Here is a 14,646-nt window from a genome sequence, read left to right as displayed (position 1 = left end):
TCGGATTACGATCCGCAGGGCAGCGGCGCTTTCCACTGTTCCATCTAGAGGTGAGCCATGATCGAGGTCCTACGCTTTCCAACATTCAGGAACCTGTTCGCTGCGCAGGTTATCGCGCTGATCGGCACGGGCTTGGCTACCGTGGCGCTCTCTCTTTTGGCCTATGACCTGGCGGGGGCTGAGGCGGGCGCTGTGCTAGGTACGGCTCTGGCAATCAAGATGATTGTCTACGTGCTGTTGGCCCCTCTGTCCGGAGCGATCGTCCCGGCAAATCTACGCAAACCGGTGCTTATTGCCCTCGACCTGGTGCGGGCGGGCGCGGCGCTTTGTCTGCCGTTCGTCAACCAGATCTGGCAGGTGTACCTGCTCATTGCCTTGCTGCAGTCGGCCTCGGCGTGCTTCACCCCTCTGTTCCAGTCGACGATCCCGGAAATCCTGAAGGAGGAACGCGACTACACCCGAGCACTGTCCCTGTCGCGCCTGGCCTATGACCTGGAGAGCCTGCTGAGTCCCGCGTTGGCCGCTGCTCTGCTGACGCTGATCAGCTTCCACGGCCTGTTCGCTGGTACGTCCGTAGGCTTCGTGATATCCGCCATGCTGGTGTTCTCAACTGCATTCCCCTTCGTTGCTCCTTCCCTGAGAAAGGACGGTCCCTACGCCCGCGCGATTCGAGGAATGCGGATCTACCTGAAGACGCCCAGGCTGAAAGGGTTGCTTGCCCTTAATCTGTGTGCGGCCGCCGGCGGCGCCATGGTGTTCGTGAACACTGTCGTCGTGGTGCGCAACGTTCTCGGCGGAGCAGAGTCACAGGTGGCATGGGCGCTGGCAGCTTTCGGTGGCGGTTCGATGCTGACGGCGCTTGTCCTCCCCAAGGTTCTCGATCGGGTGGCTGACAGGCGTGTGATGCTCTCCGCAGCCCTTGCAATGTGCATTGTACTTGTGACCCTCAGTCTTACCTGGCTGCTCTCGCCCTCCTCCATAGGTTGGCCCATCGTGCTCGCCGGCTGGGCATTGTTGGGGATGAGCTATGCGGGGCTGGTGACTCCTGGCGGCAGATTGCTGCGACGATCAGCGGAATCCACCGATCTGCCATTCCTGTTCGCAGCGCAGTTCTCTCTCTCCCACGTGTGTTGGCTGATTGCCTACCCTCTGGCGGGAACCGTGGGTGCGAAGTTTGGAATGCCAGTGGCGATCATGGCACTGGCAGTAGTCGGCATCGCCGGATTCGTGTTCGCCTGGAGAATCTGGCCCGCCCATGACCCGGACGAGATTTCCCACGGTCACGACGATCTGGCTGCGGACCATCCCCACTGGGCGGAACACGCCTCTTCCAACGGCAAGCATTCACATCGGTATGTCATCGACGACGTGCACCCTCGTTGGCCTGGATGACGGAAACTTGAACAAGGGGCGCGAGAGGGCATTTTCACCGCTCGCGCCCGACGTTGTCATATCGACTTTGCCAGAACAAGCCTCTAGTCTTTGCCCGTGCGATCCCTTCGTCTACCAACCAGCGTGCTGTTGCGCAGCTGCATCTTCATGATGCTGGTGGCGAGTCTGCTCGTGCGACCCGTCCTGAATCATCTGGGTGAGCTGCACGGCTTGCAGCACATCGTGCAGGCTGCGGTGGAACATGGTCACCCCCATGTTGGGGTGAGTGATGCCGCAGACCGTGATCTTGAACACGCGGTTGGATTGCACAGCCTGTTGCACCAGGCCGATCTGACGGCTTCTGTAGGCATCTTGGCCAGCCTTGCTGGACCCGCTCGAGTTGATCTGAGCGATATCCATCCCTGGCACCAGCCAGCGGCAGAGCTTCAGCATCATCGCTCATCCCTGTTCAGGCCTCCTATCGCCTGAGACCCAGGCCTCGTGCTCGCACTGAGCAGAGGCTTGGCAGCGCCCGTCCAGTCAATCCTTACTGGACGTTCGTCGCTGCAAGAAATTATTCATTCGTTCCCCGCCCGGACCCCGCTTACGCGCAGTGATCCGTGTGACGTGCCGTGCGCGCCTTCTGCGCACTCGTAGCACGTTGCGCCGGTTCCCAGTGTCGTAGCGGATAGCTTTGGCGGAGGTCCGCTGACCGCATTCGTAGATCCTCATCATGATCCCCAGTTCTGAATCCGGGACGCTCTCGCGCGTCCTTCTCCAACCCCCACTACTGTCGCACTGGCCGCGAACTCTACTCGCACTGCTTTCCCTGTTCATGCTGCTACTCACAGCTGACGGGGCGTTGGCTCACGCGATCGCCGAAGGCGACAAGGGCTACATCCAGGAAATATCTGGAGTAAATCTGATCGCATTCGCCTATCTGGGCGCGAAACACATGGCCACCGGCTATGACCACATCCTGTTCCTCCTGGGCGTGGTGTTCTTCCTGTACCGGATGAAGCATGTCGCGCTGTATGTGACGCTGTTCGCGATCGGGCACTCCACAACGATGCTGCTGGGTGTGCTGTTCAACGTGGGCATCAACAGCTACCTGATCGACGCAATCATTGGTCTGTCTGTGGTCTACAAGGCCTTGGACAATCTGGGCGCCTACCAGCGTTGGTTCGGCTTCCAGCCAAACACAAAGGTTGCGACGTTGATCTTCGGCCTGTTCCACGGCTTTGGTCTGTCAACCAAGATCATCGAGTACGACATCTCACCCGATGGTCTGTTGCCCAACCTGCTTGCGTTCAACGTCGGCGTGGAGATCGGCCAGATCCTCTCGCTTGGCGCGATTCTGATCGCAATGGGCTACTGGCGCCGCACGCCCAGCTTCTTCAAGCACGCCTACACCGCCAATGCCGCCATGCTCTGCGCCGGATTCATTCTGATCGGCATGCAGCTCACTGGCTACTTCGTTTCCTGACTTTCAAGAGAACTACATCATGTACAACAGTAAGCCCGCCGAAGGCGACCTTCCCACCAGCCGCCAGCTGGGACGCACCACCGCAATTGCCGCCGGCATCGCCATCATCCTCCTGGTTGGAGTGGTGATGCCATCTGAGTACGGAATCGATCCCACTGGTGTTGGTCGGGTACTTGGTCTGAAGGAAATGGGGGAGATCAAGGAACAGCTTGCCGAGGAAGCGGCAGCTGACGCTGCGATGGACGCAAAGGCCGCCGAAGACGAGGCAGCCGCCCTGCTGACGCAGGTGTCCACGCAGAACCGTAAGACCGTTGAAGTTGCTCAGAAGCCTGCCGCGAGTAATGCGGCCACCGCTGCCGAATGGCGGGACGAAGAACAGGTTGTCCTGACGCCGGGCCAGGGCACCGAGATCAAGCTCGTCATGAAGGCGGGCGAGCGCGCCAGCTACCAGTGGTCTGTTGAAGGCGGCGTCGTGAACTTCGACACCCACGGAGACGGCGGCGGTCGAGCGATCAGCTATGAGAAGGGTCGAGGGGAAGCCACCAAGCAGGGGGTGCTCCTGGCTGCCTTCGATGGCAACCACGGATGGTTCTGGCGCAACAGGGGCGAGGAGCCCGTAACGCTTCTGCTCCGCACCGGAGGGGAGTACGAGTTGATCAAGAAGATGTAAACCGCAGCGGTGAGCGGTGGCCGGGTGCGCTTAAGGCCCGGCCACCGCCCTATGTGGGGTATTTCCGATGGGCTGCGCCCAGTTTCGGCCCCTCGACAACCCCAGCCAGCCCCGCTTAAGCTAACCCATATGCGTCTTTCCGCCCGCCACGGCCTTGCCCTCAGGATCAGCTTCTTTGCGCTGATGCTGTTGAGTGTCGTTGCGCGGCCGATGGTGATCCAGCTCAGCGAACTGCACGGATTGGAACATGACATCGCAGCAGCGGTGGATCATGGCCATTCACATGCCGGCGGTGCGGGCGACAATCTGGACCCGGATCACGCCACTGGCGCTCATGCGGTACTGCATCAGGCAGACGCGAGTTTCGCTGGAAGCTTGTTCACGCCCCACGTCTACCTGGCTTCACTACCGCTGGCCGGTGAAGTCCATGCTCTGCGACTTCTGAGGGTGCCTGCAGGGCACCCGGCGTCACCCTTCCGACCTCCGATCGTCTGACGACCCTAGCTGCGCTCTAGCAGCCTGAGCGCGCCTCCCGTGTAGCGGGACGCGGCGCGTCGTTCTGACTTTCTTTCCGGAGGCTTCCGTGAAATTCCGTAGTGTGTGGGCGCTGGCTGTTGCCGGCGCCTGCGGTGTGGCCCTTCCTGGCCACGCCGCCGAAGTGCTGCGCCTGGAGGATGCGGTTGCCCGCGCCCTTGGCACTCACCCAAGCGTGCAGGCAGATGCCGCACAAATAGAGGCGACAAAGAACCGTGCGGCGCGAGAGGGCTTAGCAGCCCCGTTGGTGCTCGGCGGAGAACTGGAGAACGTGGCCGGTAGTGGCAGCGTGCGAGGTATGGACGCTGCCGAGGCAACGTTCCGGGTATCCAAGATTCTGGAACTGGGTGGCAAGCGGGCGGCCCGCCAAGCGCTTGGCGGCGCGGAGGTCGATGCAGCCCAGCGAGAGGCTGATGTGACCCGGGTGGCCATCGCCACACGCACCGCTGGTCGATTCATCGACGTGCTTGCGGCGCAGGAGCATGTCGAGCATGCGGAAGAGCGGATTCGTATGGCCCGCGCGCTCCAGCGAGAGGTGGCCCGCTGGGTCTCTGCGGCACGGAACCCGGACTCAGACCTGAGGGCCGCTGAAATCGCCCTGGCCGATGCAGAGCTCAAGCGTGATCAAGCAGTCCAGCGGTTGGAGGCATCGCGCATGGCGCTTGCGTCTTCCTGGGGCTCTTTCACCGCTGACTTCGACACCGTCGCCGGCGATACAAACATCCTCCCCCCGCTGGATGACTACCAGACGCTGTCCGAACGCCTTCAGAACGCGCCACAGCAACGTGCCTTCGATGCCCAGTCCAGAATTCTTGCCGCGCGCCGCGATGTCGCCGTTTCCAGCGCGAAGCCTGACGTGAGTGTTGGATTTGGACTTCGCCGTCTTGAAGCAACGAAGGACAGTGGCTTGGTCATGTCGATCTCGGTTCCCTTGGGAACCCGGCGTCGATCAGCCTACTCGGTATCCGAAGTCGACTACGAACTGAGTGCGCTCAAGTCACGCCGTGAAGCACAAATGTTGGAGCTCAACCAGGAGCTGTTCGGAGTCTATCAACAGCTGCGCCAAGCGCAGTTGGAGGTCACCTCCGTTCGTGAGCGGCAGCTCCCCAAGGCGGAGCAGGCGATGAATCAGAGCCGTCGTGGCTTCGAGGAGGGTCGATTCTCCTATCTCGCATTGAGCCAGGCGCAGAAGACGCTGTTCGACCTTCGTGAGCGCGAAGTCGAGTCCGCCGCACTCTATCTCCGATTGCTGGTCGAGGCAGATCGCCTCACCGCCTCCGCCCAGGATATCCGCCCATGAATCGTTACGCCCTTCTTATGTTGCTTCCGCTGGCACTGGCCGCCTGTGGCGGTGAAAAGCCGGTTGAGAAAGAAGCCGCAGAGTCCACCGCCGCGGCCGGCGACTACGAGCGCGGCCCCAACCGCGGTCGCATGCTCCGCGATGGTGATTTCGCACTTGAAGTCACCGTCTATGAAACCAACACGCCTCCTCAGTTCCGCCTCTACGCCTATCGAAATGACAAGCCGATCTCACCGAATGAGGTGAAGGCAACAATGCAGTTGAAGCGCCTCGACGGTGAGGTCAATGATTTCACTTTCACCGCCGAAAACGACTATCTCGTGGGGAACGGCGAGGTCGTGGAACCTCATTCTTTCGACGTGAAGGCAGACGCAGTGGTAGGAGGAAAGACACACACCTGGTCCTATCAGTCCTATGAGGGCCGTACCACCATCGAGCCAAGCGCTGCCAAGGATGCGGGTGTGGTGGTGGAAGAGGCTACCGCTGGCACTATCCGCGATACGGTCACGCTGATGGGGAACATCGCGGTCAACACTGGCCGCCAGGCCGCCGTCAAAGCACGATTCCCAGGTATTGTCCGCAGCGTGTCGGTCGAGATGGGCCAACGCGTTTCCGCAGGGCAGACGCTGGCGACGGTTGAAGGCAATGACAGCATGCGCACCTACGCGGTGATTGCTCCCTTCAGCGGCATCGTTCTTGCGCGCAACACCAGTGTTGGTGATGTGGCCGCCGACAACACACTGTTCGACGTTGCCGATCTGTCAGAGGTCTGGGTCGATCTACGAGCTCTGGGCACTGACGCCGAGCGTCTCGCTCCAGGTCAAGCAGTGCGGATCCGTTCCGCCACGGGTGCCTTGGAGACTGAAGGTAGGCTCCAAAGCCTGCTTCCGCTGGCAAGCAGCGGCCAAAGCGTGGTTGCGCGCGTGAGTATCCCCAATGGTGACGGCAAGTGGCGTCCAGGAATGGCTGTCTCGGCCGAGGTCATCATTGCCGAGACACCTGTTCCACTGGCCGTCAAAGAGTCAGGGCTCCAGCGATTTCGCGACTTTACCGTCGTATTTGCGCAGGTGGGCGATACCTATGAGGTGCGCATGCTTGAGCTTGGAAAGCGTGATGGCGAGTGGGCAGAGGTTCTTGGCGGACTGAAGCCCGGAACGCGGTACGTCGCCGAGCAGAGCTATCTGATCCGTGCAGACATCGAGAAGTCTGGCGCCAGCCACGACCACTAAGGATCCATCATGCTAGAGCGAATCATTCGCGCGTCCATCGCGCATAGATGGCTTGTGCTGCTTCTGGTCCTGGCGCTGTCAGGCTTGGGCATCTGGAACTACAGCAGGCTGCCAATCGACGCCGTCCCTGACATCACCAATGTCCAGGTCCAGATCAACACCGAAGCACCGGGCTACTCTCCACTGGAGGCAGAGCAGCGGGTAACGTTCCCCGTCGAGACAGCCTTGGCCGGCTTAGCCAAGCTGGAGTACACGCGGTCCATCTCGCGTTATGGTCTCTCCCAGGTCACCGTTGTATTCGAAGACGGTACCGACATCTACTTCGCGCGGCAGCAGGTGGCCGAGCGCTTGCAGCAAGCCGCATCCCAGCTCCCAACTGGGCTGAAGCCAACGCTGGGCCCGGTCGCCACCGGTCTCGGTGAGATCTTCATGTACACCGTGGAAGCCGAGAAGGGTGCTGAAGAGACCTGGACGCCGATGGCGCTTCGTACCCTCCAGGATTGGGTGGTACGCCCCCAGATGCGACATCTGAAAGGTGTTACAGAGGTCAACACCGTCGGTGGCTATGTGCGGCAGTTCCACATCACGCCTGACCCGCGCAAGCTTCAGGCGTACGAGCTGACCATGCAGGATGTGATGGAGGCCGTGGCGCGCAGCAATGCGAACGTGGGTGCCGGCTACATTGAAAAGAGTGGTGAACAGTACCTTGTGCGCGTTCCTGGCCAAGTGGCGGACATGGACGGCCTGCGCAAGATCGTGGTCGCCAATCGCGAGGGGCTGCCGCTTCGCGTCGGTGACCTCGCAGACGTTCACGAGGGCACCGAACTGCGAACGGGTGCAGCGACCAAAGATGGCAAGGAAGTGGTACTTGGTACTGCATTCATGCTCATTGGTGAGAACAGCCGCGAAGTCGCTCAGCGAACCGCTGCCAAGCTGAAGGAGATCGACGAGACGCTTCCAGAAGGTGTCCGCGCGCATGCGGTCTATGACCGTACGGAGCTGGTCGACCGCACCATTGAAACCGTCAAGAAGAACCTACTGGAAGGTGCCCTGCTGGTCATTGCGGTGCTGTTCCTTCTGCTCGGAAATCTTCGCGCCGCACTGATCACGGCCGCGGTCATTCCTTTGACCATGCTGCTGACCATCTCCGGCATGGTCCAGAACCGTGTCTCAGCAAATCTGATGAGCTTGGGTGCGCTGGACTTCGGTCTGATCGTCGACGGCGCGGTCATCATTGTTGAGAACTGTCTGCGCCGCTTCGGCGAGCGTCAGCACGCCCTGGGGCGTCTGTTGACCCGGGATGAGCGCTTTGCTTTGGCCGCCAGCGCCAGTGCCGAGGTGATCAAGCCCAGCTTGTTCGGCTTGTTCATCATTGCCGCCGTCTACATCCCGATCTTTGCGCTCTCCGGCGTGGAAGGAAAGATGTTCCACCCGATGGCCCTGACCGTCGTTATCGCGCTGACTGGTGCGATGGCATTGTCCCTCACGTTCGTTCCCGCTGCGGTTGCTCAGTTTGTCACGGGCAAGGTCTCGGAGAAGGAAACCAAGGCTATGCGGGGCGTAACCAAGCTGTATGGCCCGATGCTGGAGCGGGCAGTCAGTGCTCGCAAACTGGTTGTGGGTGGTGCAGCCGTCCTCACCGTACTGGCGGGTCTTCTGGCCAGTCGCATGGGCACTGAGTTCATTCCGAATCTGGACGAAGGTGATATTGCGCTTCACGCGCTGCGCATTCCCGGCACTAGTCTGACGCAAGCCATCGGCATGCAGCGCCAGCTTGAAGCGACCATCAAGAAGTTCCCCGAGGTGGATGAGGTTGTCGCAAAGATCGGCACAGCAGAGGTAGCGACCGACCCCATGCCACCGTCGGTCGCAGACACCTTCATCATGCTCAAGGATCGCGACCAATGGCCTGATCCCCGCAAGCCAAAGGCGCAGCTCATTGCTGAGCTGGAGAAGGCTGTCCGAGCAATTCCCGGCAACAACTACGAGTTCACCCAGCCCGTGCAGATGCGCATGAACGAGCTGATTGCCGGTGTACGCGCCGAGGTGGCGGTGAAGTTGTACGGTGACGACCTGGATCAGCTGGCGCAGATCGGCAGCCAGATCGAGGACGCCGCAGGTTCCATCCCAGGCGCCGCAGACGTGAAGTTAGAGCAGATCAGTGGTCTGCCTCTTATGACCATCACGCCTGACCTGGGTGCTTTGGCCCGCTATGGCGTTTCGATCGACGAGGTCCAGAAGACCATCTCTGTTGCGCTGGGCGGTGAGGCGGTCGGTCAGGTCTTTGAGGGTGATCGTCGCTTCGACATCGTCGTTCGTCTGCCCGAGAACCTGCGTCAGGACACCCGGACGCTCGCATCGCTACCGGTAGCCGTCGCCGTCGGGGCCAGTTCCGGCGAACAGAGAGCGTTCGTTCCGCTGGGGCAGCTGGCTAAAGTTGAAGTTGCGCCAGGCCCAAACCAGGTCAGTCGCGAGAACGGCAAGCGTCGCGTCGTCATCACCAGCAACGTACGTGGTCGCGACCTTGGTTCGTTCGTAGAGGAGCTGCGAGAGAAGGTTGGTCAGGAGGTGCAGTTGCCGGAAGGCTACTGGATTGAGTATGGCGGTACCTTCGAGCAGCTCATCTCTGCCAGCAAGCGGCTGTCCGTGGTCGTGCCGGTCGTCCTGGTGATGATCTTCGGCTTGCTCTTCATGGCGTTCGGCTCGGGCAAGGATGCTGCCATCGTGTTCAGCGGCGTTCCACTTGCGTTGACCGGTGGCGTGGTGGCTCTGTGGATGCGTGACATACCCCTGTCCATTTCTGCAGGCGTGGGGTTCATCGCGCTGTCGGGCGTCGCCGTGCTCAACGGCCTGGTCATGATCAGCTTCATCAAGAGCCTTAGGGAACAGGGCACTCCCCTGCACCAAGCGGTAACCGAAGGTGCACTGACCCGGCTGCGCCCCGTGCTGATGACGGCCCTGGTTGCCAGCCTGGGCTTCCTGCCAATGGCCCTAAACGTTGGGGCTGGCGCGGAAGTTCAGCGCCCGCTGGCGACGGTCGTTATCGGCGGAATCATCTCCTCCACGCTGCTGACCTTGCTGGTGTTGCCGGCGCTCTATCGCCTCATCCACCGCGAAGGGGATGAGCGGAAGGAGGACGCAGCGTGAACCCGTCCATCTCAACCCCTCCCAGGAACATGCAGTTGACCATTTCCAAACGAACCCAAGCGTGGCTCTACCTGCTTGCAGCCATCCTTCTGCCTTGCGTTGCTTGGGCGCATGGCGTCAGTGAAGGCGACCAGGCCTTCCTGGAAGACAGTACCGGCCTGCAGCTCATCGCGTTCACGTACCTCGGCGCCAAGCACATGGTGACTGGATACGACCACCTCCTGTTTCTGTTCGGGGTGATCTTCTTCCTGTACCGGATGCGTGATGTCAGCATCTACGTGACGTTGTTCGCGATCGGCCACAGCACCACCTTGCTGCTAGGTGTCCTGGGCGGATTGCATGTGAATGCGTACCTGGTCGACGCAATCATTGGCCTGTCGGTTGTCTACAAGGCGCTGGACAACATGGGCGCGTTCAAGCGCTGGTTTGGGGTACAGCCCAACACCAAAGCCGCCGTGCTGATCTTTGGCTTCTTCCATGGCTTTGGTCTAGCGACAAAGCTGCAGGATTTCTCGCTCTCACCTGACGGGCTTGTCCCAAACATGCTCGCCTTCAACGTGGGGGTCGAGATCGGACAGCTGCTCGCGCTCGCAGGCATCTTGATCGTGATGGGCTTCTGGCGCCGCTTGCCGTCATTCCATCGACAGGCGTACAGCATCAACACCGCCCTTATGTGCGCCGGCTTCGTGCTTGTTGGCATGCAGCTCACCGGCTACTTCGTTTCCTGAATCTACAGAGGTACTCATGTCCATCACGCTTTCCAATCAGCTGCCCAGCACTCGCAAGCTGCTGAAATCCACCGCCCTGGCCGCTGCCGTTGCAGGGGTGATTCTGCTCACCACCGTGCTTCCCGCGGAGTACGGAATCGACCCTACGGGCGTAGGTAAGGTTCTGGGTCTGGACGCCCTAGCCTCCACTGACCAGGTAGAGGCCGTAGCTCCCCCAGTTCCGGCATCTGCTGGCAGCGCCGAAGCCGTCTCGGCGCTGTTCGAGAAGGCCAAGGTTGCCTTCGGGAGCAATGGCAAGCAGGCCTTCGAACCCGCCGCTGTCTCTCTCGCCAGCACTCCTTTACGGCAGGACTCACTGACGATCGAGCTTGCCCCTGGTAAGGGCCAGGAGGTGAAGGCCCATATGGCTCAGGGCGCTGGGATGGTTTTCAGCTGGAAGGCCACGTCTGATGTTGCCGTGGACATGCACGGCGAGCGTCCCGACGTGAAGGGCCCCTGGACCAGCTACGCCGTTGAAGGCGCCCAGCGTCAGGCCGAGGGAACGTTCATTGCTCCCTTTGAAGGTACCCATGGGTGGTACTGGCAGAACCGCGGCAGCACCCCCGTGATCATCGAGGTGCAAATTACCGGCTACCAAGCCGACCTCTACCAGCCGTGACACCCGGCATAACGCCGAAATCAACCTAGGAGAAGCAACATGAAGAATCGTTTTGCCCTCATCAGCGTCCTTTTCGCTTCCATTGCAGCGTCCGCATCGGCCTTCGCACATGATCCGGCGCTTCATGCCGAGTCGGAAGTGAAGGAGGCGCCTAAGGCAAAGCCTGCTACGTGTGAACAGCTGGCTGACCGGACGAAGTTCAAGGTGGATCTTGCCGATCCTCAGACCAAGGCGCTGAAGGACAGGTGCGACGCTCAGGCGCAGTCGGCTGCGAAGAAGAAGTAATTGATTGCGGCGAATGGTCCGGCTTGGGTGAAGTCGGACCATTCGTCTTTACCCTTGAGCCAAGCGAATAGTGCCAGCGTCGTCCTACAAATAGACCTCGGTTAGACCCTCATTCTTCCAACAGGCTCGCTCTCGAATGCTAGCGTTTGACCGGAGGATTGCGATTAGAGCCGCACTCGGGCTTACATTCTCCAAACCCGAGTGCGGCAAAGTTCATTTGCAATCATCGACGTGATCGAACGTGCTGAACCGAACGCAATCTCCTGACCTGATCAACCCGCCTTAGAAGCGCGCGGTCGCGCCCACAAAGAGCGTGCGTGCGCCGCCGTCGTAATTATTGCCTTCTTCAAGCGTGGAAACATCACCCAAGTTCTGTACGCCGACGCGCAAGGTCAGGTTTTCGTTCACATCGAGAGCGGTGACCAGATCCACCGTGGTGTATGCCTTGGCGAAGGTAGGTCTGGACGAAGACACAAGCTGCTTCCCGATGTGTTGCGCGCTGAGGTTAAGCGACCATGCATCGGACACGCTCCAGTTCAGCGAAGTGTTGGCGGTGATCTTCGGCACCACTAGCAGGCTGGCGCCGGTGGTGCGGTTCTTCGATTCCAACATGCGTGTGGCGTTGGTGGTCCAGCTCAGTCGCTCGTGCAGCGGCACGGTCACACTGGCTTCCACGCCTCGCGTGCGAGCCTTCTGGATGTTCTGCGCCACCGTCCACCAGAAGCCGTTTACGAAGCTAGTGTTCTGGCCTGGGATCTCGCGCAGCGGCACCTGTTCGATCTTGTCGTCGAAGTTGGTCAGGAAGTAGGTGGCCGATGCGGACCAGCCGTTCTGGTCGAAGCCCACGCCAAGCTCATAGTTGGTGCTGGTTTCCGGTTTCAGGTTCGGGTTACCGGCCATGTAGCAGCCGGTCGTGCCGTCGGCGTTGATCAGCCGGCTGTTCCAGCCTTCCGGGGTCAGGCTGCCGCAGCCGCGTCCCAGAGACTGGGTGGCCGCACCAGCGGTGCCCTGCTTAAGATTGGGCGCGCGGAACCCTTTGGAGACACCGCCGCGTACTGTCCATGCGTCTGCCGGGTGCCACACGCCGTAGATGCGCGGGCTCACGTTGTCGTCGTAGTTGTCGGTGTTGTCCCAGCGCACGCCCAGAGTCAGCACGAAGCGCTCGTGCAGGGTGATGTGGTCTTCGGCGAACAAGGCCCATGAGTCCGCTTCACTGGTCGGGCTGATGCGGCTGCTGCCGGTCCAAGTCACAGGTACGGTACCGATGGTGTCGCTGTTTTCCAGCTGCTCGCGCTTCCACTGACCACCCACGTTCAGGCTGTGCTCGAAGCCCCAATGGAAAGCGGTGGTGAAGGCAGTATCGAACACCGTTTCCTTCGAATGGTTGCCCACCGCACTGCCCTTGTCTTGGTAGTCGTTCCGCACAAGGGTGGTCTTGGAGGTGGTGGAGTCGCCGTAACGGCCATCATGGCCCAGCACGTAACCGGTCTGTACCAGCTTGGACAGACCCCAGGCATATACATCACCGCTGCCGGTGTTGCGCTGCACGCCGCGCGACCCTTCTATGGTCAGTGCGTGGTCATCGTTGAGGCGCCAGTGGAACTGCAGGTTGGCATTCTCCGCCTTGCTGCCCGGAGTCTGGCCCTCAAGGCGATCGGACTTGCGGTCGGTCACGTTGGCCCCGATGCGGATCCCCAGGTTGTCGGTCAGTGGGCCGCTGAAAAGGGCACCCATCTGCGTGGTATCACCGCGGGTGGATGAATCGGGCACGCTGTGGTTCAAGGTGACCGAGCCGCCCCAGTGGTCGGAAATCTTGCGGGTAATGATGTTGATCACGCCGCCCATCGCATCCGAACCGTATAGCGACGACATCGGGCCGCGCACCACTTCTATTCGTTCGATCATGTCCGGCGACAGCCAGTTCAGATCCTGCGGACCCAGGTCGTCGCGGTAGTTCACGCCGGAGGAGTTGCCCTGGCGGCGGCCGTCGATCAGGATCAGCGTGTACTGCTCGGGCAGTCCACGCAGGCGGATCTTCGACTGCGCTCCGGACAGTGCATAGCCACCGGTCACTCCAGGGACGGTACTCAGCAGCTGGCCGATGCTGGTGACCGGCTTACGCTCGATCTCCTCGCGGCTGATAACGCTAATGCTGGCTGGCGCATCCCTGATCCACTGCTGGGCACCGGTGGCGGTAACGACCAAGGTGTCCAACTGCTTGACGGAGGAGGCATGCGTCAAAGCTTCAGCGCTGGCATGCGAAGAAAGGGCCAGACCAATAGCAACTGTCAGCGTGGGAAGAGCAAGTCGTGACTTCAGGTATGTGTGCGACATCTCGGGGTAATCCGGTAACGGGCATTATTGCTGGGGAATGGCTGCCTCGCTTGATTCCGGAAAACGCCCATATCGGGTCGAGGGCTGGCTTGCGTCTTGAGGTCAGGTATCAAACTGTGGCCGACCGATGCTGTCTGGGCAGCACCTCAGCTGGACTGGCTCATGCTCCAAGTCGTCCATACGCCGGTCCGCAAGGTCCGCGGTTGCTGCAAGCAATAGACAATCTGCGAGGCTACATCCTGCGCGGCCATGAATTCGCTCAAACGGGGATCGTCGGCCGTGCGACCGTGACCCACGGCAAAAGATGTATGAGTACCTGCGGGGCAGATGGCACTCACGCGAATCCCATCTTTCCTTACTTCTCGGTCCAAGCCGCCCGCAAAAATGAGCTGGGCGGCCTTGGTACCTGCGTAGACGGCTTCGTCCGCCCCACTGCGATGAGCTGCGACGCTCGATACGATCAAAATATCCCCGCCACCAACGCTACGAAGATGAGGGAGGAAAGCACGTACCGTGAGGACCGTTCCGAGATAGTTGATTTCACACATTTCGATGACTTGATCATCGCTTGCGTCAGCGACTCCGCCGTAGTAGCCAACCCCGGCGTTGGCCACTACCGAATGTACGCTTCCAAAGTGATCAATGCCGCAAGATGCGAAGGCACCCACGCTATCCGGATCGCGCACATCCAGACGCATCCAGTAGGCGCGATCAGCGCCGAACTCATCCTGTAGCCGCTTGAAGTCACCTAAACGCCTGGATCCTCCAAGAACGCTTCCACCACTGCGTAAGATCATCTCCGCCGTTGCCAGTCCGATCCCCGAACCGGCGCCAGTAATGGCAACGCAGCGGTTTCTAAGGCTGTAACTTGCTTCTGTCAAGGTCTATCTCCTACGTTCGTTGG

General features: G+C 60.6%; 13 protein-coding genes. 10 read left to right on the top strand and 3 right to left on the bottom strand.

Annotation, left to right across the window (positions count from 1 at the left end; genetic code table 11):
- Positions 1–57: 57 nt before the first annotated feature.
- On the top strand, positions 58–1,392 hold the full coding sequence (locus VG556_RS11260) for an MFS transporter (protein ID WP_008267238.1): 1,335 nt from the start codon (positions 58–60) through the stop codon (positions 1,390–1,392).
- Between the two features lie 111 nt (positions 1,393–1,503).
- Here the strand turns inward: VG556_RS11260 and VG556_RS11255 are convergent, their stop codons facing one another.
- Complete coding sequence (locus VG556_RS11255) at positions 1,504–1,827, bottom strand: hypothetical protein (RefSeq protein ID WP_008264507.1); 324 nt, start codon at positions 1,825–1,827, stop codon at positions 1,504–1,506.
- Between the two features lie 379 nt (positions 1,828–2,206).
- On the opposite strand from VG556_RS11255, the gene VG556_RS11250 reads away from it, so the two are divergent.
- The 9 genes from VG556_RS11250 (at position 2,207) to VG556_RS11210 (ending at position 11,408) form a co-directional block, all read left to right on the top strand.
- Positions 2,207–2,857 (top strand): HupE/UreJ family protein, encoded by a 651-nt coding sequence (locus tag VG556_RS11250; RefSeq protein WP_223224807.1) that lies wholly within the window; start codon positions 2,207–2,209, stop codon positions 2,855–2,857.
- Positions 2,858–2,876: 19 nt separating this feature from the next.
- Positions 2,877–3,527: a hypothetical protein gene (locus tag VG556_RS11245; RefSeq protein ID WP_008264806.1), complete on the top strand. Its 651-nt coding sequence runs from the start codon at positions 2,877–2,879 to the stop codon at positions 3,525–3,527.
- A gap of 129 nt (positions 3,528–3,656) precedes the next feature.
- Positions 3,657–4,022: a hypothetical protein gene (locus VG556_RS11240; protein WP_075075811.1), complete on the top strand. Its 366-nt coding sequence runs from the start codon at positions 3,657–3,659 to the stop codon at positions 4,020–4,022.
- A gap of 88 nt (positions 4,023–4,110) precedes the next feature.
- Positions 4,111–5,361 carry a TolC family protein gene (locus VG556_RS11235; protein WP_075075812.1) on the top strand — a complete coding sequence of 417 codons (1,251 nt, stop codon included), beginning with the start codon at positions 4,111–4,113 and terminating at the stop codon, positions 5,359–5,361.
- Positions 5,358–6,590, top strand: a complete 1,233-nt coding sequence (locus VG556_RS11230; RefSeq protein ID WP_040006894.1) for an efflux RND transporter periplasmic adaptor subunit — start codon at positions 5,358–5,360, stop codon at positions 6,588–6,590. The genes VG556_RS11235 and VG556_RS11230 overlap by 4 nt, the downstream gene beginning before the upstream one ends.
- Positions 6,591–6,599: 9 nt before the next feature.
- Entirely contained in the window at positions 6,600–9,737 is a 3,138-nt protein-coding gene (locus VG556_RS11225; RefSeq protein WP_049400892.1) for an efflux RND transporter permease subunit, read from the top strand.
- A 29-nt stretch (positions 9,738–9,766) separates the two neighbouring features.
- Entirely contained in the window at positions 9,767–10,465 is a 699-nt protein-coding gene (locus VG556_RS11220; protein WP_008264906.1) for a HupE/UreJ family protein, read from the top strand.
- Positions 10,466–10,481: 16 nt separating this feature from the next.
- On the top strand, positions 10,482–11,123 hold the full coding sequence (locus VG556_RS11215; protein ID WP_032961297.1) for a hypothetical protein: 642 nt from the start codon (positions 10,482–10,484) through the stop codon (positions 11,121–11,123).
- A 39-nt stretch (positions 11,124–11,162) separates the two neighbouring features.
- Complete coding sequence (locus VG556_RS11210) at positions 11,163–11,408, top strand: hypothetical protein (RefSeq protein ID WP_008267212.1); 246 nt, start codon at positions 11,163–11,165, stop codon at positions 11,406–11,408.
- 282 nt (positions 11,409–11,690) lie between these two features.
- Here VG556_RS11210 and VG556_RS11205 read toward each other — a convergent pair whose 3' ends face one another.
- Positions 11,691–13,742, bottom strand: a complete 2,052-nt coding sequence (locus VG556_RS11205) for a TonB-dependent receptor domain-containing protein (RefSeq protein WP_202909078.1) — start codon at positions 13,740–13,742, stop codon at positions 11,691–11,693.
- A gap of 146 nt (positions 13,743–13,888) precedes the next feature.
- Positions 13,889–14,623, bottom strand: coding sequence for an SDR family oxidoreductase (locus VG556_RS11200; protein ID WP_075075813.1), 735 nt, complete (start codon positions 14,621–14,623; stop codon positions 13,889–13,891).
- Between the last annotated feature and the right edge of the window lie 23 nt (positions 14,624–14,646).

Source organism: Stenotrophomonas sp. CASM106 (assembly GCF_049384825.1).
Taxonomy (GTDB): domain Bacteria; phylum Pseudomonadota; class Gammaproteobacteria; order Xanthomonadales; family Xanthomonadaceae; genus Stenotrophomonas; species Stenotrophomonas muris.
The sequence above is the reverse complement of the archived record's forward strand: the minus strand, read 5'-3'. Positions and strand labels throughout refer to the sequence as shown.

Bases quoted from the DNA above. Each gene is read 5' to 3' on its own strand.
- VG556_RS11250 (WP_223224807.1), top strand. From the start codon at position 2,207: ATGCTGCTACTCACAGCTGACGGGGCGTTGGCTCACGCGATCGCCGAA.
- VG556_RS11220 (WP_008264906.1), top strand. From the start codon at position 9,767: ATGCAGTTGACCATTTCCAAACGAACCCAAGCGTGGCTCTACCTGCTT.
- VG556_RS11215 (WP_032961297.1), top strand. From the start codon at position 10,482: ATGTCCATCACGCTTTCCAATCAGCTGCCCAGCACTCGCAAGCTGCTG.
- VG556_RS11225 (WP_049400892.1), top strand. From the start codon at position 6,600: ATGCTAGAGCGAATCATTCGCGCGTCCATCGCGCATAGATGGCTTGTG.
- VG556_RS11255 (WP_008264507.1), bottom strand. From the start codon at position 1,827: ATGATGCTGAAGCTCTGCCGCTGGCTGGTGCCAGGGATGGATATCGCT.
- VG556_RS11240 (WP_075075811.1), top strand. From the start codon at position 3,657: ATGCGTCTTTCCGCCCGCCACGGCCTTGCCCTCAGGATCAGCTTCTTT.
- VG556_RS11205 (WP_202909078.1), bottom strand. From the start codon at position 13,742: ATGTCGCACACATACCTGAAGTCACGACTTGCTCTTCCCACGCTGACA.
- VG556_RS11260 (WP_008267238.1), top strand. From the start codon at position 58: ATGATCGAGGTCCTACGCTTTCCAACATTCAGGAACCTGTTCGCTGCG.
- VG556_RS11245 (WP_008264806.1), top strand. From the start codon at position 2,877: ATGTACAACAGTAAGCCCGCCGAAGGCGACCTTCCCACCAGCCGCCAG.
- VG556_RS11230 (WP_040006894.1), top strand. From the start codon at position 5,358: ATGAATCGTTACGCCCTTCTTATGTTGCTTCCGCTGGCACTGGCCGCC.
- VG556_RS11210 (WP_008267212.1), top strand. From the start codon at position 11,163: ATGAAGAATCGTTTTGCCCTCATCAGCGTCCTTTTCGCTTCCATTGCA.